Source organism: Shimia sp. W99 (genome assembly GCF_053851455.3).
This window is the reverse complement of sequence record NZ_JBSQBU020000001.1, coordinates 2,195,213-2,218,958: the sequence shown is the minus strand read 5'-3', so window position 1 is coordinate 2,218,958 and position 23,746 is coordinate 2,195,213. Positions and strand designations below refer to the sequence as shown.

Below are 23,746 nucleotides of genomic sequence, written 5' to 3'. Positions count from 1 at the left end.
CTCAGCTTTCTTTGTTTTCGAGAATGATATGGCCCACGGCGGTGTTGGAGGCCGGGACATGGTAATGGCGGTGCACTTCGGTCACGTCGTCATCAAGCGCGCCGCGCATGACGTGCCACATGACCATTTCGACCCCTTCCGAACCCGCTTCGCGCAGGTACTCGACATGCGGCATCTGCGACAGGCCGACAGGGTCGGAGGTGAGCCGATCGAGGAAGGCGGTATCCCATTCCTGGTTGATCAGCCCGGCACGTTTGTATTGCAACTGGTGGCTCATGCCGCCGGTGCCGAAGATCACGACATTCAGGTCTTCGTCATAGCTCTCGACCGCGCGGCGGATGGCTTTGCCAAGGTTGTAGCAGCGGTTGCCGGTGGGCGCCGGGTATTGCACGACGTTGACGCAGAGCGGAATGACCAGCGCGGGCCATTCGTCCTCGGGGGTCTTGTCGCCATACATCACCGAGAGCGGCACGGTCAGGCCGTGATCGACCTCCATCTCGTTCATGATGGTGATGTCAAACTCATCCAAGATCAGCGACTGGGCGATGTGGCTGGCCATCTTCTGATGGTTCTTGACCACGGGCACCGGGCGCGGCCCCCAGCCTTCGTCCGCCGGCGCGAACTCGGCAGCACATCCCAGAGCGAAAGTCGGGATACAGGACGCATCAAAGACGGTGCAATGGTCGTTGTAGACAAGAAAAATGACGTCCGGGTTCTTTTCCTTGATCCATTCGCGGGATTTCTCGAAACCCTTGAAAACGGGCTGCCAATAGGGTTGTTCGGTGATCCCGGTGTCCATCGCGACACCGATGGCGGGCACGTGGGAACACCCCACGCCGGCTGTAATACGGGCCATCAGTCGGTTTCCTTTTCGTCCCATTCGGATTGGTAGCGGTTGCCCTTGGGAGAGCGGCCGCCGTTGAGCATCATGTCGCGATAGGCCTCGCGGCCCATGCCGGTCATGATGCCCGCCAGATCCTGAAAATTGATGCCGTCATTGGCGGCAAGTTTGCTGGTGTAGTAGATATTGCCGCCCAGTTCCAAAAGACGGTTCCATTCGCGTTTGAGCACGGCCTCGCGCTGTTCGGGCGTCATGGGATAGGCGTCGAGATAGCCTTCTTCGTCGGCGTTGAATGCATCGCGATTCTTTTGCAGGCGGAGGGAAATGCAGAACTGGTTGAGGTGGTAGCCCTCGCGCCCGCGGTCCGCATCGAAGACAAACGTGCCGGGGATGTCCTCGTAGTCTTTCTTGATGGCCATGGCGGGCCTCCTGTTCGCTTAAGGTTGCTCGGCCGCAAGCGCGGTGAGAATGGCGTCGGTGAGCGCGGCGAGATTGTCCGTGCCGATGGTGGTGGCATGGAGGTTGAGATCGCCCATCTGTTGCTGGCGGGCGGCAGTGGCGGTGGCCATGAGCGGGTCAAGGCCGAGATCTGTCACGGTCTGGGCCACCTCGCGCATTTCGGCGGCGCGGCGGATGCCGTGGGTCAGGCTGCGTTCGATCATGTAGGGCGCGCGGGTTGCCCAGTCGAAACCGGGAAAGCTGGTTTCAAGCGAGGCGAGGATGTGGTCCTCGACACCGGCCTTGCGTGCGGCGAGGAAGCATTCCAGCGTCAACGCCTCAAGCCCCTTGATCATGATGGAGCGCACCATCTTGCGGGTAGAAGCTGCGCCGATGTCCTGCCCGGCGAGCTTGGTTTCCATGCCGAGCGCGCGGGTGATGTCTTGCGCGATTTGGGCGTCTGGGCCAGCCAGAAGACAGGGGGATTTGTGCAGGTGCGGTTGCACCGGAGTCATGATCGCCAAGTCGACATAACGCCCGCCCGCCTCCGTGATGATTTGTGCCGCGCGGCGCTTGGCGTCGGGGGCGCAGCTGTTGCCGTCAAGATAGAGCGCGCCGTCGAGATCGCTGCGGGCCGCAGCCTTGGCGGCTGCCTCGGCCTGATCGGCAGTGACGAGCGAGAAGATAAGTTCCGCGCCGACGGTTGCGGTGGCGCTGCTTTCGGCGCCCTGTACGTTGGCGGCGGTGTAATCGGCCCTTTTGGCTGCTGCCTCTGACCCTTCTGTCTTGATGTCGAAGGCAGAGATGGCCAGCGTCGCCGTTTCCTGCCGCAATCCGCGCGTGAAAGCCTGCGCCGCTTCGCCAAATCCGATGAACGCGAGTTTCGGGGGATTGGGGGGCACGGGCGACAGTCTCCTTGGGTTTCGCACCTTGCTAGCATTTCCGCGCCCCGTACGGCCAATTCAATTGACTGGGGGAATATTGAAAAAAGCTATGTTGGTGTCAGGTCGCGGGGACGATTTCATCGGAAAACCGGCTGAATTCGTGCAGGTTTTCAATGAACTGAGCCTGGGTTTCGGTGGGTCGCCAGTCCCTTCGGATGGTGAGGCCGATGTCGCGGCAATGACCTTCGAGAGGAATATCGAGCGCGGTGATCATGCCGAGGGATTCATCGACGCTGATCTGGTGGCGGGACACGATGGAAATGTAATCGCCTTGCGAGAGGATGCCGCGTAGCGTGACCATCGAAGACGAGACCACGCGCACCGGGGTTTGGTCGCGTTCATGAATGCGCAGCGTGTCAAACAGGTATTGCCCGGCAGGTGTTTCGCGGGGTGGGGCAATCCACGGGTAGGCAAGCGTATCCTCCAGCCTCAGGTTGGAGCGCCCTGCCAGCGGGTGGTTGGGGTGCGCAACGATGGCCAGCGCGTCGCGAAACAGAAGGGTTTGGGTGATGTCATCCGCCGGGGGCGGATATCGCAATGCGCCGATCAGGCAATCGAGATCGCCTTCGCGCAGGGAGCGCAGGAGTTCCGGGTAGCGCCCGTCAACGACGCGGATCTGAACACCGGCGGTCGCCGAGATCATGGCGTGGATCGCCTTTGGGACGATGGATGTGCGCGCCAAGGGCAGGCTGCCAAGGACAAATGTCCCCTGATCCTCACCCAGTTCGCGGCTGATCTCTTCGACGCCCTGCCGGATTTCTGCTTGAGCCAGCTTGGCCCCAAGCACAAAAGCCTCGGCGGCGGGGGTAAGCGCGACACCCGACGGGCGGGCGGTGAAGAGGGGTACGCCCGCAAGGGCTTCGAGGCTGCGTGCGGCGCGGTGCACGGTCGGTTGAGACAAGTCAAGATGGCGCGCGGCGACGGTAAAGCTGCCGGTGTTTGCAATGGCAATGAGAGTGCGCAACTGGGCCGCTGTGACGGCGCGGTCGAAGGTGGGACGGCGTCCGGTTTTGCCTTGACTGCGCAGCGCGGCGCGCGCGCCATCAGACAGGTGCTTGAGCGCTGCTGTGGCGCGTTTTTCGAAGGCTTCACCACATGGGGTCAACGCAAACTGCTGACGGCGGCGGATCAGGAGCGGCGTGCCGAGATCGGTTTCGAGCCGGGTGATGGCCTGTGTCGCGGCGGGCTGGGAGAGGTGGCAGCGTTCGGCCGCGGCGGATACCGAGCCGGTATGGGCCGCTTCGAGGAAGACGCGCATGTGGCGGATGTTTGGAAAGCCAGTCTGCATTTGGGCCCCTATAGCATAACCTTATATTGGGAACCGATTTCGAAATAGGCAATAGCGCGGGTGAGGATGTAGGGTGGAGGAAATCACGAAAACGCTTGGAGCATCAGGACATGTCCGACAAGAAAACCGCGCTTGTGATCAGTGCGCATTCCGCCGATTTCGTCTGGCGCGCCGGGGGCGCGATCGCGCTGCATCAGGAAAAGGGATACGAGGTTACGGTTGTGTGCCTGTCCTATGGAGAGCGCGGGGAGAGCGCGAAACTGTGGAAGCAAGAGGGCATGACGCTTGAGCGGGTCAAGGCCGCGCGCCGGGAAGAAGCGGAAAACGCGGCTGCGGCGCTGGGTGTGAACGATATCCGATTCTTTGACGTCGGCGATTACCCGCTCGATCTGGGCCGCGAGACGCAGGACCGCATGGTGGACGTGATCCGCGAGGTGCAGCCGAAATTCATGATGAGCCATTCCAAGTGGGACCCTTACAACACGGACCACATGAACACGACGCAATTTGCGCTGGAATGCCGGATGATCGCGCAAGCCTGGGGGCATAACCCGGGACAGAAGGTTCTGGGCGCGCCACAGCTTTACCTGTTCGAGCCGCACCAGACCGAACAGATGGAATGGAAGCCGAGCGTGTTTCTCGACATCACGGACGTCTGGGACAAGAAATGGGCCGCGATCCAGTGCATGCAGGGGCAGGAGCACCTGTGGAACTTCTACAAGAACGTGGCTGAAAACCGGGCCAACCATTTCCGTCGCAATTCGGGCGGGATGGCCGGGGGGCGCGCGGCGAAATACGCCGAAGGGTTCCAGACGATCTTTCCGCGCACGGTGGATGAGCTGGAATGACCTATCAGGCGGGAACCACGGGCGTTGTCGTCCAAAAGATCGAACGCGCCGATCAGGCGATCATTGATGGTCTGGCGGAGTGTGGCGTGGCCACGGTGCACGAGGCGCAGGGCCGCAAGGGGCTTTTGGCCGATTACATGCGCCCGATCTATGCCGGGGCGCGGATTGCCGGCTCTGCGGTGACGATCCTTGCCCCGCCTTGTGACAACTGGATGATCCATGTGGCGATCGAACAATTGCAGGCAGGCGACGTGATGGTGCTGGGCACGATCACGCCGTCGAATGCGGGGTATTTCGGGGACCTGCTGGCGACCTCGGCCAAGGCGCGGGGCTGTCGCGGGTTGATCATTGATGCCGGGGTGCGGGATGTGCGTGACCTGAGCGAGATGGATTTCCCGGTCTGGTCCAGGGCGGTATTTGCGCAGGGCACGATCAAGGAAACGCTGGGATCGGTTAACGTGCCGGTGGTCTGCGCTGATGCCTTGGTGAACCCCGGCGATATCATCGTCGCTGACGATGACGGGGTCTGTGTGGTGCGCCGCGAAGAGGCGGCGGAGGTGCTTGAAAAGGCCCGCGCGCGGGAAGCGAACGAAGCCGCCAAGCGGGCGCGGTTCGAAGCCGGGGAGCTGGGTCTCGACATCTATGGGATGCGGGAACGGCTGGCCGAGAAGGGTTTGAAATACGTCTGAGGGGCGTGCCGGCGCGCAGGCTGGGGGCCAGCCCCCAGACCCCCGGAGTATTTTTGGCAAAATGAAGAAAAGGGTGTCGGAATGAGCGATGGCGTGCGCTGCATGTGGATGCGCGGGGGGACGTCCAAGGGCGGGTATTTCCTTGCGGATGATCTGCCCGAAGACCGCGATGCCTTCCTGCTGCGTGTCATGGGCTCGCCGGACCCACGCCAGATCGACGGCATGGGCGGAGCCGATCCGTTGACCTCGAAAGTGGCGGTGGTGAAGCGGTCGGCGCGCGCCGGGGTGGATGTGGATTACCTGTTTTTGCAGGTCTTCGTGGATCAGCCGATTGTGACGGATGCGCAGAATTGCGGGAATATCCTGGCCGGGGTTGGCCCCTTTGCCATTGAGCGTGGGCTGGTTGCGGCGCAGGATGGTGAGACGCCGGTGGTGATTTTCATGGAGAACACCGGGCAGGTTGCGGTGGCGCGGGTGGCGACACCAGAGGGTGTGGTGTCCTATGCCGGGGCGGCGCGGATTGACGGGGCGCCGGGGACGGCGGCGGCGGTGCCACTTGCCTTCAAGGATACGGCTGGGTCGTCCTGTGGCGCACTGCTGCCGACCGGGAATGCGCTGGACGTGGTCGAGGGCGTCGAAGTCACCATGATCGACAACGGCATGCCCTGTGTGGTGATGCGGGCCTCGGACATGGGGGTTTCCGGCGAGGAGACGCCGGAAGAGCTGGAAGGCAACGCAGCTTTGCGCGCCCGGCTGGAGGCGGTCCGGCTGGCCTGTGGGCCGCTGATGAATCTGGGCGATGTGACCGAGAAGTCGGTGCCGAAGATGACCATGGTGAGCGCGCCGCGCGACGGTGGGGCGATTGGCACGCGGACGTTTATTCCGCATCGGTGCCACAAGACAATTGGCGTCTTGGGCGCGGTGAGCGTGGCGACGGCTTGTCTGATCGACGGGTCGGTGGCCTGTGACCTTGCGGCACGCGGCGCAGGGAAAGAGCGGACATTGTCGGTTGAGCACCCGACGGGGGAAATGACGGTGGTGGCGACGCTGGATGATGTTGGTGCGGTGCGCGAGGCGGCGATCCTGCGCACGGCGCGGAAATTGATGGATGGAGAGGTGTTCGCATGAGTGAACAGGTGATGGACGCGGATTGGCTGGTGTTTCACCCCAACCCGAAAAAGCCGGATTTCGTACTGCCCGAGGGTGCCGTGGACGCGCATTGCCACGTCTTCGGGCCGAGCCCGGAATTTCCCTTTGCGCCTGAGCGCAAGTACACACCCTGCAATGCGGGCAAGGACAAGCTGTTCGAGCTACGCGATCACCTGGGATTTTCGCGCAACGTGATCGTGCAGGCCACCTGCCACGGCAAGGACAACCGCGCCATGGTTGATGCCTGTCGCGCCGCGGGGGAGCTTGCGCGCGGGGTGGCGAGCGTGGGGGCGGATGTCACCCGCGAGGAACTTGCCGAGATGCACGAGGCCGGGGTGCGCGGGGTGCGCTTCAACTTTGTCAAACGGCTTGTGGATGCCACGCCCAAAGAGGTGTTCATCGGCATTGCCGAGAAGATTCAGGAATTTGGCTGGTCCATCGTGGTCTATTTCGAGGCCGCCGATCTTGAGGAGCTGGAACCCTTCCTGAAACAGCTGCCAGGCATTATCGTGGTCGATCACATGGGCCGCCCGGACGTGGAAAAGGGCGTGGAACACCCTGATTTTGAACGTTTTATCAACCTGATGGCCGAAAACGAGAACATCTGGACCAAGGTGACCTGCCCGGAACGCCTGACCAAGGCGGGTCCGCCCTATGACGATGTCATTCCGTTTTACCAAGCCATTGTCGACCGGTTCGAGGACCGGGTCCTGTGGGGCACAGACTGGCCGCATCCGAACATGAAATCACACATGCCCGATGACGGGGCATTGGTCAATTACATCCCGAAAATCACGCGAACACCTGAGCAGCAGAGAAAACTGCTCGTGGATAACCCCATGCGGCTCTATTGGGGCCGCTGAACAAGGAGGACGATGATGGCGCACGATACGCATGACTATCATATCGACATTCCAGGTACGACGGTCTTTGACGGCAAGATGGCGATGAAAGGCTATGCGCTCAACAAGATGTGCTATGGCTTCAACAAGGCCGAGAACCGCGAGGCCTTCAAGGCCAATCCGGAAGGCTGGATGGAGAAATACGGTCTGAACGACGCGCAGAAACAGGCCATTCGCAACAGCGATATCCTGGGCATGATCGCAGCGGGGGGGAACATCTATTACCTCGCCAAGCTGGCCGGCATCTTCAAGCTGAGCGTGCAGGACGTGGGCGGGTTGCAGACCGGCCGCACCACCGAGGAATTCCAGGAATTCCTGAAAAGCCAGGCCTGAGGAGGAAAGATCATGGCAAGAGTACTTGGCGGGATCACCACCTCGCATATTCCGGCGGTGGGCAACGCGATCCAGAAGGAGCTTTATGACGATCCCTATTGGAAACCGTTCTTTGACGGCTATCCGAAGGTGCATGCCTGGATCAAGGAGCATAAGCCGGACTATGTGGTGAATATCTACAACGACCACGGGCTTGGGTTCTTTCTCGACCAGATGCCGACCTTTGCCATTGGCGCGGCCGAGGAATATCGCAACGAGGACGAGGGCTGGGGGCTGCCGAGCCTTGATCCGTTCCCCGGCGCGCCGGAGCTGAGCTGGCATATCATCGAGAGCATGGTGGCGGACGAGTTCGACATTACTTCGTGTCAGGAACTGGCGGTGGACCATGGGTTCGTGGTGCCGATGCAGCTGTTCTGGCCGGGGGCACCGAACAACCCGGACATGCCAAAGGCCGTTCCGATCAGCGCCAATACGGTTCAGCACCCGATCCCGACGTTGAAACGGGCGCTGGATTTCGGCAAGGCGCTGGGCAAGGCGCTGCGGTCTTTCCCAGAGGATGCGAAGATCGTGATCCTGGGCACGGGGGGGCTGAGCCACCAGTTGGACGGTGAGCGGGCCGGGTTCATCAACAAGGAATTCGACCAGTATTGCCTTGAGAACATCGTGTCGAACCCGGAAGAGCTGACCAAGATTTCCCGTATGGAGCTGGTTGAAAAGGCCGGGGCGCAGGGCACCGAGTTCCTGATGTGGATGATGATGCGCGGGGCGCTTGGGGATGACGTGACCGAGATCACGCGGAATTATCACATTCCGATCTCGAACACGGCGGCGGGTACATTGTTGCTGGAATGTGCGGCTTAAATCAGTCTTGCGGGCCGGAGGCGGCCCGCGACCGAAAGGCGCGCGGGGACAGGCCCGTTGCGCGTGAAAAGACACGGCTGAAATAGGCCGGGTCCTCGAAACCAAGCGTGTAGGCGATGGTTGAGACAGGCAGGTTTGTATAGACGAGGTTGCGCCGGGCTTCGCGGATGATGCGTTCTTCGATGAGGCGTGAAGCGGGCCGCCCGGTGGCGGTGCGGGTGATGCGGCTGAGATGCGTGGGGCTGACCGCCAGCGCATCGGCATAATCGGCCACTGTCCAGTGGTCCTGGAAATGGGTTTCGAGCAAGGCTTCGAACCGGGAGAGCAGACCCGGTCGATCACTGGTTTCCGGCGTTGTTTCGTTCTGGGCAAGGGTCTGTGCGATCTGTCCAAGCAAAAGCGCACAGTGGGCGCGTAGGATATGGGCGCGGGCAAAGTCGCGCCCGCCAAAGGCCCGCGCGATATCAAGAAGCGTGGCCATAACGGGTTTGGGCGCGGCGCGCACGAACGGGCGCGCCAAAATGCGGTTCAGACCCTCGGATGGGCGCAGGCTCTCATCAAGCATTTCGACCGCCATGGTAATGACCTGTCCCCGTGCGCCCGGTTCGAAGCTGAACCCATGCACAATTCCCATTGGAATATTGACAAAAGAGGGCGGAATGATCCGGTGTGTCCGACCCTCTAGCGTCACCGTTCCGGCCCCCTCTTGCAGCAGCAGGACCTGATGTAGGCGCGCATGGCGGTGGGGAGCGAATTCCCAATCGTGCAGTCGTGAGCGCGCTTCGATGGTTTCGCAATGCACCACGTCGGGAAGATCGCCGGATTCACCAAACAGGTTGTAGTTGAGGATCGTGGCGGCGGTGGGTTGATTCATGTTCGAAATGTACAAGTTCTTGGCCGTCTGGTCCATTCAATTCATCCCAGGCCGCCGTATTGTGTCACCATACCCCAAGAGGAGGACAGGATATGAAAACCCAAGTCTGCATTATCGGTGGCGGTCCGTCGGGGCTGATGCTGTCGCAGCTTCTGCACCTGAAGGGCATTGATACGATCGTGCTTGAACGCCAGAGCCGGGAATACGTTCTGGGGCGCATTCGGGCCGGAGTGCTGGAGCACGGATTCGCCGAACTGATGCGCGAGGCCCAGTGCGGCGAACGCATGGACAAGGAGGGCGAGATTCACGAAGGGTTCTATATCGCCAACGAAGGCGCGCTGAACCGGGTGGACCTGCACAAGTATTCGGGCGGAAATTCCGTGGTTGTCTATGGTCAGACCGAGCTGACCCGCGATCTCTATGAGGCGCGCGACAAGATGAACGGCAAGGTCATCCACAATGTCGAAGACGTGAAGTTGCATGATCTGAAGGCGGAGAAACCGCATGTGACCTATCGTGACGGGGACAATATCGTGCGCATTGATTGCGATTTTGTAATCGGCGCGGACGGGTTCCACGGGGTCAGCCGCAAGTCGATCCCGTCAGATGTGCTGAAGGAGTACGAAAAGGTCTATCCCTTTGGCTGGTTGGGCGTTTTGAGCCGCACCAAGCCGGTGTCGCCGGAGCTGATCTATGCCAAGAATGACCGCGGCTTTGCGCTATGTTCGCTGCGCAGCCAGGTTCTTAGTCGCTATTACATTCAGGTGCCGCTGACCGACACGGTTGAGGACTGGTCGGATGACGCCTTCTGGGCGGAGTTGAAACGGCGGTTGCCGGACGAGGTTTCCGACAAACTGGAAACCGGCGAGTCGATCGAGAAATCCATCGCGCCTCTGCGCAGCTTCGTGGCCGAACCGATGCGGTACGGCAACCTGTTTCTTGCCGGGGATGCGGCGCATATCGTGCCGCCGACCGGAGCGCGGGGGCTCAACTCGGCGGCGTCGGATATCTATTACCTCTACCATGCCATGCTGGGGCATTACCTTGAGGGGGATGATACCGGGCTGGAGGAATATTCGCAGAAGGCGCTGGCACGGGTTTGGAAGGCGCAGCGGTTCAGCTGGTGGATGACATCCATGCTGCACACGTTCCCGGACAATATCGACTACGATCAGCGCCTGCAGCAGATCGAGATGGAATACCTGTTCTCGTCTGAAGCGGCCATGAGTTCCTTGGCGGAAAACTACGTCGGGCTGCCGTTCTGATCGTTTGGTGTGGGGTCAGTCCGACTGACCCCATTCCGCATCCTGCATCTCGCGCAGGCGGCTGGCAGTGCGTTCGAATTCGAACGTACCTTCGCCCTCGACATAGAGCATTTCGGGTTCCGCTGCGGCGGAGCAAATCAGGCGCACCTTGGCCTCGTAGAGCGCGTCAATCAGGGTGACAAAGCGTTTGGCTTCGTTGAAATTGTGGCGCGAAAGACGCGGAATATCCTCCAGGATCAAAACCTTGACGGCATCGGCAATGGCGAGGTAATCGCCCGGTCCGAGCATCTTGGAGCAGAGGTCGAAGAAGGTCGCCCGCGCCACCCCGTTGCGGAACGCAGGCAGTTCGACCTTCCGTCCCTTGATCGTAAGTACAAGCGGGTCTGCCGTGCCCCCGGAAAGGTCCTGCCAGATGGCGCGGATCTGGGCGCGGGCCTCGGTGCCGGCCTGCACGAAATAGACCTGATTGCCGGATAGGCGGTTCTGGCGGTAGTCGACTGGACTGACGAGCTCCCACACACGCAGGCGCTCCTTGATCAGGTTGATAAAGGGCAGGAAAAGCTGACGGTTGAGGCCGTCCTTGTAGAGATCGTCCGGTACGCGGTTCGAGGTGGTCACGACGACGGTTCCGGCCTCAAAAAGCTGTTCGAACAGGCGTCCGACGATCATCGCGTCGGTGATGTCGGTGATCTGCATTTCGTCAAAGGCGAGGACGCGGACGCTTTCGGCGACCGCCTTGGCGACAGGTTGGATGGCGTCCTCGACACCGGACTGTCGGGCCTTGTGCATGGCCTCGTGGATTTCCTGCATGAAGGCGTGGAAATGCACGCGACGCACCGGGACATCCAGAGAGTCGACAAAAAGATCCATCAGCATGGACTTGCCGCGTCCGACGCCACCCCAGAGGTACAGGCCCTCGACAGGATCGGGGGTGGCCTTGCGGAACCATCCCTTTTTCACCGGTTTGGCAAGTTCGGCGCGGATGCGTTCGAACTGGGGCAAGACGGCCTCTTGCGCGTCGTCGGCGTGAAGCTCTCCGGCCGCGATCTTGGCGGCGTATATCTCGGGCAGCGTGGTCATGATCTTCCCTTAGCCAATGCGCGCGTCAGAGGGAAGGTGCACCAAGCGCGCAGGCGGGCATGACGGATCGTGATAAGGGGGGGAACAAATGCTGAATTGACCATGGCGGGCCTGCGCGCGAAGGTGTGCGGCGCGCAGGCCCGCCATGGAGCAACGGCATTCGATTTTTACACCGGTGTTGATCGTCGGCTGCATCATTATCCTTGTGTCCTTTGCCGTGCGGGCGAGTTTCGGGGTGTTCCAGATCCCGATCGCCGAAGAATTCGGGTGGCTGCGCAGCGAGTTTTCATTGGCGATTGCCATTCAGAACCTCGCCTGGGGGATCGGGCAGCCGATCTTTGGCGCCATTGCCGAGAAGATCGGGGATCGCAAGGCCATCATTCTGGGTGCCGTGACCTATGCGGCAGGGCTGGTTCTGTCGAGTTTCGCAGTCAGCCCTGAGGCGCACCAACTCTATGAAATCCTTGTAGGATTCGGCATTGCTGGCACCGGGTTCGGGGTCATTCTGGCAGTGGTTGGCCGGGCCAGCAGCGATGAGAACCGTTCCATGTCGCTGGCCATCGTGACGGCGGCGGGGTCGGGGGGGCAGGTGTTTGGCGCGCCCTTGGCGGAGTGGATGCTGGGGTTCCTGACGTGGCAGAGCACGTTCCTTGTCTTCGCGGCGGCGATCCTTGCGATGCTGTTGCTTCTGCCGATGATGCGCGCCCCGGCGGTGAGCAAGGTCGAGCTGGAAGAAAGCATGGGCGCGATCCTGCGTCGAGCCTTTCGCGACCCGTCTTACACGTTGATTTTTCTTGGGTTCTTCAGCTGCGGCTATCAGCTGGGCTTCATCACCGCGCATTTTCCCGCGATGATCACCGAGATGTGCGGGGCAATTGATCCCTCAGGGACGCTGGCCAGTATCGGGGTGAGTACCACCTCGGCGCTCGGGGCGGTGGCGATTTCACTGATTGGTCTGGCCAATATCGTCGGCACGCTGACGGCCGGGTGGCTGGGCAAGCGGTTCCAGAAAAAGTATTTGCTGGCATGGATTTACACTGGGCGTACCGTGGCAGCGGCGGTATTCATCCTGTTGCCGATCACCCCGACCAGCGTCGTGATCTTCTCGATCGCCATGGGGTCGCTGTGGCTGGCGACGGTGCCGCTTACCTCGGGTCTGGTCGCGCATCTTTATGGGCTGCGTTACATGGGAACGCTTTACGGGATCGTGTTCTTCAGCCACCAGCTGGGGAGCTTCATGGGCGTCTGGCTGGGCGGACGGATGTACGACGCTTATGGCGATTACACGCTGGTCTGGTGGATCGGGGTGGGTGTCGGCGCGTTCAGCGCGATCGTGCATCTGCCGATCCGGGAAAAGCGCGCGTTGGCCGTTGCGGCATGATCCGACGGCGAATCGGAGCTAAGCGGCTGGGTTAAAGGGAAAAACCCGCTTCGGTATCACGTCGGTATAACGTCGGTATTGCGTCGGTATGAATGCCCCCAAACCCTCTGGTTAAGGGTGCGTGCGGGGCATTCAGGGGATCGTCATTTCAGGCTGTCTTGAACCGGTCGAGAATGTAGCGGGAAGTCATCAGGTCAAGATGCGCGCCGCCGCCATTCTTGAACACGGTGATTTCGTCCTCGGACCGACGCTTGAAAGCAGCAAGGTCATAGTAGTCCGCCAACACCTGTTCGCGGGTGATCGCACCGGAGGCGAGCGGGATTTTCAGCTCTCCGATATGGTCGAGCGTGGTGTCGAAACTGTCGACAAAGATGCGGGCGCGTTGCAGGGCGGTGTCGTCGGCTTCGCGCATGTCGGGGCGGTAGGCGCCGATCAGGTCGACATGCTGTCCCGGTTGCAGCCAGTCGCCGCGCAGGGTTGGTTCGGTGGACATGGTGGCGCTGGTGATGATGTCGGCTTCGCCCACGGCGGTTTCAAGATCGGTTGCCACCGCGAGACCGTCGATTTCATCGGCCATTTTCGCGGCGTTTTCCGGCGTGCGGTTCCAGACGGTGAAGCGCGCTTCGGGGAAGGCGGCGGAATAGGCGGCGTGCAGGTTGCGCCCGACGGTGCCCGCGCCGACGATGAGGATCTTGCGGCTGTCCGGGCGGGCGAGGAGACGGGCGGCCAGTAGGCTGTCGCCAGCGGTTTTCCACTTGGTGACGAGGTGGAAATCCAGCAAGGCTTCGAGCCGCCCATGGGCGTCGTCAAACAGGGTCACGGCGCCGTGGATCATCGGCACGTCCTGCGCAGGATTACCGGGAAAGACAGTGGCGGATTTCACGCCGATGCCCAGCCCGTCGATCCATGCCTGTCGCTGCAAAAGCGTGTCCTTGCCGCGATAGAGGAAGCTGTCGGAAATCTCGGCCTTGGGCAGGTGATGCCCGGCGGCGAGCGCGTCAATCAGTCCGATCCAGTCGAGGTTTTTCTCGCCTTCGGAAAATTCGATGATCGTGGTCATTTGGCGTCCTCCTCGCTCAGCAGGCCCTCGGCGACCAGCCGGTCGGCCCAGCCCTGCGGCCCGGTGAAATGGTGTACCTGCCAGCCACGCGCGGCGGCAGAGGTGATATTGTCGTCGCGGTCGTCGGTAAAGAGAAGCCGATCCGGTGCGATCCCGCAATCCTGTTCGACATGTTCATAGATTTCCGGGTCCGGCTTGATCATCCTGAGGCGGCCCGAGACATATTCGCGATCAAACAGGGTAAGAAAGGGAAAGGCCTGTTGCGAGATCGGAAAGTTGTCATGCCCGAAATTGGTCAGGGTGAAAACGGTCACGCCGTTGCGCTTGAGTGCCTCGAGCAGGCGGACGGAATGGGGAATGGCCGGTTGGGCAAGGTCGTTCCAGTTGTCGTTCCACATGCGCAATTCGCGTTCCCATTCGGGATAGCGCGGGATCAGGTCGGAAATCAGTCCGGGGAGCGAGGCGCCCCTGTCAATTTCAAGGTGATGGGTGTGCATGTCGGTGGCATCAAAAAAGGCGCGGCGGCGCTCGGGGCCGATCACGCGGTCATAGAAGTTTTCGGGCTGCCATTCGATCAGGACATTGCCGATATCAAAGATCACGGCGTCGATGCGGGACATGCGGAATACCTTTCGGGAGATATGCTTTTGCTGCGGACCCTAGTGGGGATCGCGCGCGGAGAAAACCCGTGAAGCCGGATCAGCGGCGGGTGCGGGGGCTTTCGATCTCGACGGTCTGTCCGGCGCGGCTTTCGCGCCAGAAGACAAACAGCCCCGCGCCGATGATGAGCACCATGCCCGCCCATGTGCTGGGTTGTGGCCATTCGCCGAACACCACCACACCGAAAGCCACGGCCATGGGCATGGCGGCGTATTCGAGGGGGGCGATCAGGCTGGCTTCGGAGATGCGGTAGGCCTGGGAGATGAAATAGCCGCCACAGGCGCTGGCAAGGCCAAGCAGGGCCAGCAAGGGAAGGTCGGCGGCATCGGGCCAGAACCAGCCGCGCAGGAGGAAATCGAACATGCCACCGGAGCCGCTATCGAACTGGCCATGGCCGACGGTCAGTCCCACCGTGCCGCTGACAATGATGAAGACAAGCTGGATATAGACCGACATGGTGGCCGCGCTTTCGGTGACGCCGATCTTGCGTGTCATGACGTGCAGCGCGGCATAGGCAAAGGCGGCCACGACCGGGAGCAGCATGGCGAGGTTGAAGCTGTCTCCGCCAGGACGGATCATGATCAACACGCCGATCATGCCCGCAGCCACGGCGGCGATCCGACGGGGGCCGATTTTTTCCTTGAGGAAGATGGCCGAGAACAGGGTGATGATCAGCGGCGAGACAAAGAACACCGCGACGGCATCGGCAAGCGGCAATACGGCAAGGCCGAGGAAAAAGGTGGTGTTGGCAAAGACCACGCAGACCCCACGCAGCAAGTGCATGCCGATGCGCTGTGTCCGCAGGACATGGAAGCCACCATCCAGCGGCACGATGATCAGCAGGAGCAGCGTCAGCCCAATGGTGGAGCGGAACAGGACGATCTCGTGCAGGGCGTAGTCACCGGAGAGAAACTTGATGGTGACGTCGTTGATCGAGAAAAAGAACGTGGCAATCAGGGCCGAGAGCGGCCCCAAGGGAATACGGTTGGTCATGATGGGAGTTGGCCTGTCGCTTTCGGGATGGTCTAGCGGAAAAGCGACAGGTCACACAGATTTCGCAAACCGCATTTCGCGTTCGAGTGCATCGAGAAAGCGCGAGCGGTCGGCCTTGGAAAAGGGCTTTCCGCCCCCTTGCCGGAAAGGATCGGCAGAGCGCAGGTCGCTCATCAGGTCGCGCATGGCCAGCGCGTTGCCGACATTGGCTGCGGTCAGCGTCTCGCCATTGGGTTTGAGCACCCGCGCGCCGTTTTCGACACAGCGCGCGGCCAGAGGGATATCGGCGGTAATCACGATGTCGCCGGGACCGGCGCGGTCCGCAATCCACATGTCGGCCACGTCCGGCCCGTCGGGCACGACCACGGTCTCGACCAGCGGGTTCTGCGAGGGACGCAAGCCGCCATTGGAGACCACGTGCATCGTGACCTTGTGGCGGGTGGCCACGCGTTCGGCTTCGGCCCGGACCGGGCAGGCGTCGGCATCAACGTAAAGGGCTGTCATCGCGATGGGGTCCTGAAGGATGCGGGTGCGGCAGCCCTTGCGGGCATTTGCTCAGACTTCGCAGGTCATGTCCTGTCCGCAGCACATGGGCGATTTGATCTTGCCCTCGCATTTCGGGCATTGGGAGATCTGAACCGTCGTGCCGTCATCCTTGGTAAGTGTGGCGTTGACCAGCGGTTCATTGCAGTCCGCGCATGTGGCGTTTACGCCCATTCCGCAGGCGCTACAGCGATATGTTGCCATGGTAAGTCCTCCTGTTCGTTCGTTTATCTTGCGCCCGAACCTGTCGGCGATCAAGGGCGCGACGCGTTCGTCCGGATCGGGTGTCAGTCGGCGTAGAGCGCCTCGGCATGGAAGGCGACATGGTCTTCCATGAAAGTCGAGACAAAGAAGTAGCTGTGGTCATAACCCTTTTGCAGACGGAAGGTTGCCGGTTGGCGGCGCTCGGTGATGGCGCCGGCAAGGGCTTCGGGACGCAACAGGTCGATGAACTGGTCGTCAGAGCCGACGTCGATCAGCAGGGGGCCGTCAAAGCCCTTGTCCCGCATCAGCACCGAACTGTCATGGGCGGCCCAGGCCGCTTCGTCGTCACCAAGATAGGCGCGCAGTTGTTTCCGACCCCATTCCGCGGCGGTGGGGTTGGCGATCGGGGCAAAGGCCGAGACAGAGCGAAACCGACCGGGAAGCGCCATGGCCAGCGTCAGCGCGCCGTGCCCGCCCATGGAATGCCCGCAGATGGATTGGCGGCTCATGTCGATCGGGAACTCTTCCTGCAGGAACGAAGGCAGGTCTTCGGCAATGTAGTCCCACATGTTGAAATGCGGTGCCCAGGGTTTCTGGGTGGCGTTGACATAGAAACCGGCACCCTGTCCCAGGTCATAGGCCTCGTCGTCAGCGACCCCTTCGCCGCGCGGCGAGGTGTCGGGAAAGACAATCGCGATACCCTGTTCGGCGGCCCATTGCTGGGCCCCGGCTTTGACCATGGCGTTCTCGTGGGTGCAGGTCAGACCCGAGAGGTACCAGAGCAGGGGCACCGGACCATCACGCGCCTCTTCGGGCAGGAACAGGCCAAAGGTCATGTCGCAATGGCAGCTGTGGGAGTGATGTTTGTAGACGCCCTGAACGCCGCCGAATGCACGGTTCTCGGATACGGTTTCCATCAATTTCTCCCTGTCGTTTCGCGATGTTGTGGTCACGATGTCAGAGTTGGGAGACCCATGCAATGACAACCGAAACCGTACCGATGCTGAGCAGGGTGGAGAACAGGATGGCGGCGGATGCGCGGTGTGGTGCGACGCCGTAATGCTGGGCAAGAATATAGACATTGCCCGCCACGGGGAGGGCTGCGGCGGAGATCACCACACCGGCGGAATAGCTGTCGATCGGGAACAGGACAAGCGCGCCGATGGCGACGAAAAGCGGGTGCAGGAGCAGCTTGCAGGCGCTGAGCCAGAGCGCGACCTGAACACGTTCCGCCGACTTGGTGGCAAGTGAGGCGCCAATGGCAAAAAGCGCACCGGGGGTGGCGGCCCCTCCGAGGATCGCAAGGAATTCATTGAGCGGCGCTGGGATCGGAATTTCCAGCGCCGACCAGAGCAGCCCGGCGGAGATCGCGACGATCATCGGGTTCCGGAGCAGGCCAAGGCCAACCGTGCGCAGGATACCAAGGCTCATCCGGCCATCCCGCGCGCCGGTGATCAGGATGACGATCAGGCTGGAAAACACGATCAGGTCGACCGCGAGCACCAGCATGACGGGGCCGATGGCCTCTTGTCCGAGCAGCAGAACCAGCATCGGCACCCCGAGAAAGCCGACATTGCCGATGACAGCACATTGTGCCTCGATTGCGGCAGTGGGGACATCAAGGCGTCGCACAAAGGCGACAGCCGTGGCAATGCCATAGACCACGGCCGTGCCCCAGAGATAGGCGCCGACAAGGGTCCAGTTCAGCACCTCGGCAAGGCTCAGGTTGGCGGCAAAGCGGAAGAGCATGGCCGAGAGCGCGAAGTAAAAGACGAACTTGGTGAGATAGGCCGTGGCCTCGGCGCTGAAAAACCGCGTGCGACCAGCCCAGTAGCCAAGGCCGATGATCGCAAAGAAGGGTAGGGTTTTCAGGAAGATCGCGAGCATGTTGACGTGTTAACAGCTTTGCGGATTTGGTCAATAGATTTGACCGGTTTGGGGCGGGGCTGAGGGGGCCAGCCCCCTCAGCCCCGGGGTATTTCCGGAAAAAGAATGCAGAAGGGCGCTAGCCGCTGCCGATCAGCGCGCCTGCGGCAAAGACGAGCGCGCCGCCGAGCACCACCTGGAACGTGGCGCGCAGGAACGGGGTTTCCATGAACTTGTTCTGAATCCACGCGATGGCCCACAATTCGATGAAAACCACGATCAGGGCAATCACGGTCGCGGTCCAGAAGTCCGGGATCAGATAGGGCAATGCGTGGCCCAGCCCGCCGACAGTGGTCATGATGCCCGAGGCAAAGCCGCGTTTGACCGGCGAGCCGCGTCCGGAAAGCTCTCCATCATCCGAGGCGGCCTCGGTGAAGCCCATGGAGATCCCAGCGCCGACCGAGGCGGCGAGGCCGACGAGGAAGGTGGTCCAGGTGTCCTGCGTGGCAAAAGCGGTGGCGAAGATCGGGGCGAGGGTGGAGACCGACCCATCCATGAGGCCCGCAAGGCCGGGTTGCACCCATGTCAGGATGAACTGGCGGCGGGCGGTGGCGTTTTCGTCGGACAGGGTTTCCGCATCGAGGTTTTCCTGTTCCAGACGTTGCGCGGTTTCCTGGTGGCCCGCCTCGGCGGCGGCGAGATCGCCCAGCAGTTTGCGGGTATCGGCGTCGGTCGTGCGTTTTGCGGCGGCGAGATAGAAGCGTTCGGCATCGCGCTCCATGGCTTCGGCCTCGGTGCGGATGCGGTCGATGCCGAGGTTGGAGACCAGCCAGACCGGGCGGCGGGCATAGTAGCCCGCGACATGTTCGCGGCGGATCAGGGGGATGGTGTCGCCGAAGCGGCGGACGTGCAGGTCGATCAGGCGTTTGCGGTGCTGGTCTTCCTCGGCGGCCATGCCTTCGAATTTGGCGGCGGTGCCGGGGAATTCGGCGCGCAGCATCTCGGCATAGCTGCGGTAGATGCGGGCGTCATCCTCTTCGGAGGAAATCGCCAGCGCGATGATTTCCTGTTCGTTGAGGTCTTTGAAGTGTTTTCGTTGGGTCAGGAAACGCATGCGATTCACCATATGTATCCCGGGCAGGCTAGGACGGGCGCAGGGGAATGACAACCGGGGTCGGAGCTTGCCGAAACTGAACTGATCAGTTTATATTCGGGGTCTCGCAGGAAAGGACGTCGATGAACGAGGCCGTACAAGTCATTCGCAAGGGGCGCAAGTTCGACCAGGTTGTCGAAAGCGCGCGGACGTTGTTCATGCAGCATGGGTTCGAAGGTATCGGCGTGGACGAGATCGCGCGCAAGGCGGGTGTGTCCAAGGCGACGCTTTATGCCTATTTCCCTGACAAGAGGCATCTTTTCATGGAGGTGGCGCGCCTGGAATGCGAGCGACAGGCGGAGCGGATGGAGGCGGAGATCGACATCGAGCGCCCCGTGCCAGAGGTGCTGGGTGCGGTCGGGAGAGCGTTCATCGGCATCATCCTGTCCGATTTCGGGCGCAACATGTTCCGGGTTTGCATCGGTGAAGGGGAGCGGTTTCCCGAGCTGGCGCGTCAGTTTTATGAAAGCGGGCCGATGGTGATGCGGGCCGGGATGATCGAGTTTCTCGAACTTGGGATCGCGCGGGGTGAGCTGGAGATTGCGGATGTGGAGCTTGCCGCGGACCAGTTCCCGGAACTGTGCAAGGCCGGGGTGTTCCTGCGGCTGGTGACGGGGGTGCAGACCGCGTTCAGCGCCGATGAGATTGACCGGGTGGTCGATGGCGCGGTCGAGACCTTCATGGCGCGTTTCGGGGCGAATCGGGGTTAATACGCTGAAATCGCAGGAAGACCCGTTTCGGTAATACGTAGGTATCACGTCGGTATTGCGTCGGTATGAGACACCGCCATGGTGCGGGTTAATGCGGCGCACGCCCTGTTGCCGGGCTGGATACCTCAGGCGCGGTTCTGGGGCCGGGTTCTCAGGAAATCGTCAAGTTCGGTGTAGAGCGCCTTGCGTTCGTCCTCGGACAGGAAGCTGCCGATTTCGACGGTGCGGCCATTGCCTGTCAGGGTCACGTAATGGGGCACCGGGCCGCTGTGGACATGCATTTCGGCGCGCGCCCAGTAGACGTTGCACGCCCATGTCTTTGAGGGGCCGCGCGCAGGGCGGTGCAGCAGGGTGAGCGTGTGGCCGTCAAGGGAGAGTTCCTCGAGGATGTCGCCATCCCGATAGGACCGCTCCAGCCCCCACCAAAGCCCGCCAACCATGATGAGGATAAAGGGCAGGATTCCCCAGAGGAACACGGTGCCCAGAAGCCCGTAGAGCGGGATGGTGCCCAGCGTGAAGGCCATCAGGATCATCGCCGCAAAGCCGCGGCGCGGCAGCGAGCGGTGCGGCCAGAGAGAGAGCACGGTCTTGGTACTGGGATCGTTGTCTGTCCAGCGGTGGGGCATGTGGTTTCCTGTCGCGTGACCGACAGTAGAGCGACCGGGGCGCGCGGGATCAAGAGCCAAGGATGTCGCGGGCGATGACTTCGCGCTGAACCTCGCTGGTGCCTTCGAAGATGCGCATGACGCGGGCATCGCGATAAAGGCGCTCGATCTCGTAGTCGCGGGAATAGCCGTTCCCGCCGTGAAGTTGGAGCATCTGGTCGACAACCCGGCCACAGGTTTCGGAGGCGGCGAGCTTGGCCATGGAGGCCTCGGCGCGGATGGGGATGCCCCGGTCGAGCAAGCGGGCCGCGCGCAGCATCAGAAGCCAGCATTGGTCGAGCGCGGTGCGGGCGTCGGCAATGGCGAAGCGGCTGTTCTGGAACCCGGCCACGGGGCGCCCGAAGGCTTGCCGCTGGGTGGCGTAGTCGAGGCCAAGCGCATAGGCGCGTTCGGCGATGCCGATGGATTGCGAGGCGATGGCCACGCGGCTGGCGGAGATGCCCGAAAGAGCAAGGCGGAACCCGTCCCCCGGCGTACCGATCAGCGCATCGGCGGGCAGGCGGCAGTCTTCGAAGAAGAGTTGCGCGGTGCCCGAAGAGCGCAGGCCCATCTTGTCTTCGATCCGGCCAAGGCGGAAGCCCGGGGTGTCGGCCTCGACCACGAAACAGGAGGCCGCGTTGGGGTTGGTTTCTGTAGGTGTCTTGGCGAAGACGGTGAAAAGCTGTGCCCCCGCCGCGCCGGTGATCCATTGCTTTTCGCCATTGAGCACCCATCCGTCTCCGTCGCGCGTGGCGTGGGTGCGGATGGCCGCCGTGTCGGACCCGGCGCCGGGTTCGGTCAGGGCAAAGGAAAGCGCGCCACGTTCGCCGCGTGCCACGGGGGCGAGGTAGCGGGCGCGCTGCTCGGCGGTGGCACCTTTCGACAGGATCGCGGCGGCAAGGTTGGAGGCGACGGCGACGACAGCGATGGAGGCATCAAAGCGCGACAGGGCCTCGATGGCGAGCGCATAGCCGGTATTGTCGAGCCCCGGCCCGTCATCCCCGGGCGCGGTCTTCATGGCCATGGTGCCCATGGCGGCCAGTTCGTTGATCAATGCATGGGGAAAGGCTTCGGTCCGGTCGCGGTCGGCGGCGCCGGGGGCGAGGCGCTCGGTGGCAAAGCGCAGCATCATGTCCCGGATTTCGAGCTGGGTATCGGTCAGGTCGAACCCGAAACGGGTCATGTCATTGGCATCCATGTGTCGCTTTCCTCCTTGATCGGGAAAAGCTTGCCCCGGACACAGGCATAAAAAAAGGGCCCCGTGCGGGGCCCTTTGGGTATCTTGTCGGTGACGCTGCGTCAGTGCGCGTGGCCTTTGTCCCAGTCTTCCTGCTTGGGCAGGATTTCAAAGGTGTGCTCCGGCGGCGGGCACGGCAGGGTCCATTCCAGCGTATCGGCATATTCGTTCCAGTAGTTGTTCTCGGTGACGCGGGCGCCACGGAACAGGGTGTAGAACACGATGCCGAAGAACAGGATGAACGACGCGAACGAGATCAGGGCACCGTAGGTCGAGATCTTGTTCCAGTAGGCAAATGCCTCGGGATAGTCGATGTAGCGGCGAGGCATGCCCTGACGGCCCAGGAAGTGCTGCGGGAAGAAGGTCAGGTTCACACCGATGAAGAACATCCAGAAGTGAATCTTGCCCGCCAGTTCCGGGTACTGACGCCCGGTCATCTTGCCCATGTAGAAGTAGACACCGGCAAAGATGGTGAAGGCTGCGCCCATCGACATGGTGTAGTGGAAGTGCGCCACGACATAGTAGGTATCGTGATAGGCGCGGTCCACACCGGCCTGCGACAGAACGATGCCGGTCACACCACCGATGGTGAACAGGATCAGGAAGCCGAAGGCAAAGAGCATCGGCGTCTTGAACTCGATCGAGCCGCCCCAGAGGGTTGCGATCCAGCTGAAGATTTTCACGCCTGTCGGAACCGCGATGACCATGGTGGCCAGCATGAAGTAGGATTGCTGGGTCAGGGACATGCCGACGGTGTACATGTGGTGCGCCCACACGACGAAGCCGAGAGCACCGATCGCGATGATCGCCCAGACCATCGGCAGGTAACCGAAGACCGGCTTGCGCGCGAAGGTGGCGAACACGTGGCTGACGAGGCCGAAGCCGGGCAGGATCACGATGTACACTTCGGGGTGACCGAAGAACCACAGGATGTGCTGGTAGAGGATCGGGTCACCGCCACCGGCCGGGTCGAAGAAGGTCGTGCCGAAGTTACGGTCGGTCAGCAGCATGGTGATGGCGCCAGCCAGAACCGGCAGGGCCAGCAGGATGAGCCATGCGGTGACAAAGATCGACCACGAGAAAAGCGGCACCTTGAAGAGCGTCATGCCCGGCGCGCGCATGTTCAGGAAGGTGGTGATCATGTTGATCGCACCGAGGATCGACGAGGCACCCGAGACGTGTACCGCGAAGATGGCGAGGTCCATGGACATGCCGCCTTCGAGCGTCGAGAGCGGCGGGTAGAGCACCCAGCCCACGCCCGAACCGAGCTGGTCGTTGCCACCCGGGCTGAACAGCGACGCAACACCCAGCGAGGTCCCGGCGACATAAAGCCAGAAGCTGAGGTTGTTCATGCGCGGGAAGGCCATGTCCGGTGCACCGATCTGCAGCGGCATGAAATAGTTGCCGAAACCGCCGAACAGGGCCGGAATCACCACGAAGAACATCATCAGGACGCCGTGATAGGTGATCAGCACGTTCCAGAGGTGGCCGTTCGGGGTACAGGGGCCGTCACCGCCGCCCAGGAAACGGGCGCCTTCGAGGCACATGTACTGAACACCGGGTTCCATCAGCTCGAGGCGCATCAGAACGGTGAAGAAAACTGCGATCAGGCCGACGATGGCCGAAACGATCAGATAGAGAAGACCAATGTCTTTGTGGTTGGTCGACATGAACCAGCGGGTGAAGAAACCGCGCTCGTCATGATGGTCGTGGCCGTGAATGGCTGCGTCTGCCATGCCTTGCCTCCTGTTGGTGCATTAAAAGGCGCTGCGGGGGTTCCCCG

Annotated in this window: 26 protein-coding genes; 9 read left to right on the top strand and 17 right to left on the bottom strand. The window is 61.8% G+C overall.

The features are described 5' to 3' along the window. Position 1: 1 nt before the first annotated feature. From ACS3QZ_RS10915 to ACS3QZ_RS10900, 4 genes are all read right to left on the bottom strand, one after another. Positions 2 to 856, bottom strand: coding sequence for a class III extradiol dioxygenase subunit beta (locus ACS3QZ_RS10915; protein WP_456037847.1), 855 nt, complete (start codon positions 854 to 856; stop codon positions 2 to 4). Then, positions 856 to 1,260 carry a protocatechuate 4,5-dioxygenase subunit alpha gene (gene ligA, locus ACS3QZ_RS10910; protein WP_456037846.1) on the bottom strand — a complete coding sequence of 135 codons (405 nt, stop codon included), beginning with the start codon at positions 1,258 to 1,260 and terminating at the stop codon, positions 856 to 858. The genes ACS3QZ_RS10915 and ligA overlap by 1 nt, the downstream gene beginning before the upstream one ends. An 18-nt stretch (positions 1,261 to 1,278) precedes the next feature. Further along, positions 1,279 to 2,181 (bottom strand): NAD(P)-dependent oxidoreductase, encoded by a 903-nt coding sequence (locus ACS3QZ_RS10905; RefSeq protein ID WP_456037845.1) that lies wholly within the window; start codon positions 2,179 to 2,181, stop codon positions 1,279 to 1,281. Between the two features lie 100 nt (positions 2,182 to 2,281). Continuing rightward, a complete protein-coding gene (locus ACS3QZ_RS10900) occupies positions 2,282 to 3,511 on the bottom strand; it encodes a LysR family transcriptional regulator (RefSeq protein ID WP_456037844.1) in 1,230 nt (409 codons plus the stop codon). Between the two features lie 110 nt (positions 3,512 to 3,621). Between ACS3QZ_RS10900 and ACS3QZ_RS10895 the strand changes: the two genes are divergently transcribed. From ACS3QZ_RS10895 to ACS3QZ_RS10870, 6 genes are all read left to right on the top strand, one after another. Next, positions 3,622 to 4,359: a PIG-L deacetylase family protein gene (locus ACS3QZ_RS10895; protein WP_093091002.1), complete on the top strand. Its 738-nt coding sequence runs from the start codon at positions 3,622 to 3,624 to the stop codon at positions 4,357 to 4,359. Beyond that, positions 4,356 to 5,048, top strand: a complete 693-nt coding sequence (locus ACS3QZ_RS10890) for a 4-carboxy-4-hydroxy-2-oxoadipate aldolase/oxaloacetate decarboxylase (protein WP_456037843.1) — start codon at positions 4,356 to 4,358, stop codon at positions 5,046 to 5,048. Before ACS3QZ_RS10895 ends, ACS3QZ_RS10890 begins: the two co-directional genes overlap by 4 nt. 81 nt (positions 5,049 to 5,129) lie before the next feature. Next, positions 5,130 to 6,176, top strand: a complete 1,047-nt coding sequence (locus ACS3QZ_RS10885; protein WP_456037842.1) for a 4-oxalomesaconate tautomerase — start codon at positions 5,130 to 5,132, stop codon at positions 6,174 to 6,176. Next, on the top strand, positions 6,173 to 7,060 hold the full coding sequence (locus tag ACS3QZ_RS10880) for an amidohydrolase family protein (protein WP_456037841.1): 888 nt from the start codon (positions 6,173 to 6,175) through the stop codon (positions 7,058 to 7,060). Before ACS3QZ_RS10885 ends, ACS3QZ_RS10880 begins: the two co-directional genes overlap by 4 nt. Before the next feature lie 15 nt (positions 7,061 to 7,075). Further along, a complete protein-coding gene (locus ACS3QZ_RS10875; RefSeq protein WP_456037840.1) occupies positions 7,076 to 7,432 on the top strand; it encodes a protocatechuate 4,5-dioxygenase subunit alpha in 357 nt (118 codons plus the stop codon). A gap of 12 nt (positions 7,433 to 7,444) precedes the next feature. Beyond that, the gene (locus ACS3QZ_RS10870) at positions 7,445 to 8,293 is read left to right on the top strand and encodes a class III extradiol dioxygenase family protein (protein WP_456037839.1); all 849 of its coding nucleotides are present in this window, start codon (positions 7,445 to 7,447) and stop codon (positions 8,291 to 8,293) included. Between the two features lies 1 nt (position 8,294). Here the strand turns inward: ACS3QZ_RS10870 and ACS3QZ_RS10865 are convergent, their stop codons facing one another. Further along, positions 8,295 to 9,203, bottom strand: coding sequence for a helix-turn-helix domain-containing protein (locus ACS3QZ_RS10865; RefSeq protein WP_456037838.1), 909 nt, complete (start codon positions 9,201 to 9,203; stop codon positions 8,295 to 8,297). 56 nt (positions 9,204 to 9,259) lie between these two features. Between ACS3QZ_RS10865 and pobA the strand changes: the two genes are divergently transcribed. Continuing rightward, positions 9,260 to 10,432 carry a 4-hydroxybenzoate 3-monooxygenase gene (gene pobA / locus ACS3QZ_RS10860; protein WP_456037837.1) on the top strand — a complete coding sequence of 391 codons (1,173 nt, stop codon included), beginning with the start codon at positions 9,260 to 9,262 and terminating at the stop codon, positions 10,430 to 10,432. 15 nt (positions 10,433 to 10,447) lie between these two features. Here pobA and zapE read toward each other — a convergent pair whose 3' ends face one another. Next, positions 10,448 to 11,512, bottom strand: coding sequence for a cell division protein ZapE (gene zapE / locus ACS3QZ_RS10855; protein ID WP_456037836.1), 1,065 nt, complete (start codon positions 11,510 to 11,512; stop codon positions 10,448 to 10,450). Between the two features lie 145 nt (positions 11,513 to 11,657). On the opposite strand from zapE, the gene ACS3QZ_RS10850 reads away from it, so the two are divergent. Continuing rightward, a complete protein-coding gene (locus ACS3QZ_RS10850) occupies positions 11,658 to 12,893 on the top strand; it encodes an MFS transporter (protein ID WP_093090989.1) in 1,236 nt (411 codons plus the stop codon). A gap of 148 nt (positions 12,894 to 13,041) precedes the next feature. Here the strand turns inward: ACS3QZ_RS10850 and ACS3QZ_RS10845 are convergent, their stop codons facing one another. The 8 genes from ACS3QZ_RS10845 to mbfA all read right to left on the bottom strand — a co-directional run bounded on the left by ACS3QZ_RS10845 (position 13,042) and on the right by mbfA (position 19,333). Beyond that, positions 13,042 to 13,953, bottom strand: coding sequence for an ornithine cyclodeaminase family protein (locus tag ACS3QZ_RS10845; RefSeq protein ID WP_456037835.1), 912 nt, complete (start codon positions 13,951 to 13,953; stop codon positions 13,042 to 13,044). After that, positions 13,950 to 14,573 (bottom strand): HAD family hydrolase, encoded by a 624-nt coding sequence (locus ACS3QZ_RS10840; RefSeq protein ID WP_456037834.1) that lies wholly within the window; start codon positions 14,571 to 14,573, stop codon positions 13,950 to 13,952. The genes ACS3QZ_RS10845 and ACS3QZ_RS10840 overlap by 4 nt, the downstream gene beginning before the upstream one ends. Before the next feature lie 79 nt (positions 14,574 to 14,652). Continuing rightward, complete coding sequence (locus ACS3QZ_RS10835; RefSeq protein WP_456037833.1) at positions 14,653 to 15,606, bottom strand: DMT family transporter; 954 nt, start codon at positions 15,604 to 15,606, stop codon at positions 14,653 to 14,655. Positions 15,607 to 15,657: 51 nt separating this feature from the next. Then, the gene (locus tag ACS3QZ_RS10830) at positions 15,658 to 16,110 is read right to left on the bottom strand and encodes a YaiI/YqxD family protein (RefSeq protein ID WP_456037832.1); all 453 of its coding nucleotides are present in this window, start codon (positions 16,108 to 16,110) and stop codon (positions 15,658 to 15,660) included. Between the two features lie 51 nt (positions 16,111 to 16,161). Next, positions 16,162 to 16,353 (bottom strand): hypothetical protein, encoded by a 192-nt coding sequence (locus tag ACS3QZ_RS10825; RefSeq protein ID WP_456037831.1) that lies wholly within the window; start codon positions 16,351 to 16,353, stop codon positions 16,162 to 16,164. Positions 16,354 to 16,436: 83 nt separating this feature from the next. Continuing rightward, positions 16,437 to 17,270 (bottom strand): S-formylglutathione hydrolase, encoded by an 834-nt coding sequence (gene fghA, locus ACS3QZ_RS10820; RefSeq protein WP_093090975.1) that lies wholly within the window; start codon positions 17,268 to 17,270, stop codon positions 16,437 to 16,439. Positions 17,271 to 17,310: 40 nt separating this feature from the next. Beyond that, positions 17,311 to 18,240: an AEC family transporter gene (locus ACS3QZ_RS10815; protein WP_456037830.1), complete on the bottom strand. Its 930-nt coding sequence runs from the start codon at positions 18,238 to 18,240 to the stop codon at positions 17,311 to 17,313. A 118-nt stretch (positions 18,241 to 18,358) separates the two neighbouring features. Continuing rightward, on the bottom strand, positions 18,359 to 19,333 hold the full coding sequence (mbfA, locus tag ACS3QZ_RS10810) for an iron exporter MbfA (RefSeq protein WP_456037829.1): 975 nt from the start codon (positions 19,331 to 19,333) through the stop codon (positions 18,359 to 18,361). 122 nt (positions 19,334 to 19,455) lie between these two features. Between mbfA and ACS3QZ_RS10805 the strand changes: the two genes are divergently transcribed. Beyond that, on the top strand, positions 19,456 to 20,082 hold the full coding sequence (locus tag ACS3QZ_RS10805) for a TetR/AcrR family transcriptional regulator (RefSeq protein ID WP_456037828.1): 627 nt from the start codon (positions 19,456 to 19,458) through the stop codon (positions 20,080 to 20,082). Positions 20,083 to 20,207: 125 nt separating this feature from the next. Here ACS3QZ_RS10805 and ACS3QZ_RS10800 read toward each other — a convergent pair whose 3' ends face one another. The 3 genes from ACS3QZ_RS10800 to ACS3QZ_RS10790 all read right to left on the bottom strand — a co-directional run bounded on the left by ACS3QZ_RS10800 (position 20,208) and on the right by ACS3QZ_RS10790 (position 23,699). Next, positions 20,208 to 20,708, bottom strand: coding sequence for a DUF2244 domain-containing protein (locus ACS3QZ_RS10800; protein ID WP_456037827.1), 501 nt, complete (start codon positions 20,706 to 20,708; stop codon positions 20,208 to 20,210). Between the two features lie 49 nt (positions 20,709 to 20,757). Beyond that, the gene (locus tag ACS3QZ_RS10795) at positions 20,758 to 21,924 is read right to left on the bottom strand and encodes an acyl-CoA dehydrogenase family protein (protein WP_456037826.1); all 1,167 of its coding nucleotides are present in this window, start codon (positions 21,922 to 21,924) and stop codon (positions 20,758 to 20,760) included. A 101-nt stretch (positions 21,925 to 22,025) separates the two neighbouring features. Beyond that, on the bottom strand, positions 22,026 to 23,699 hold the full coding sequence (locus ACS3QZ_RS10790; RefSeq protein WP_456037825.1) for a cytochrome c oxidase subunit I: 1,674 nt from the start codon (positions 23,697 to 23,699) through the stop codon (positions 22,026 to 22,028). Between the last annotated feature and the right edge of the window lie 47 nt (positions 23,700 to 23,746).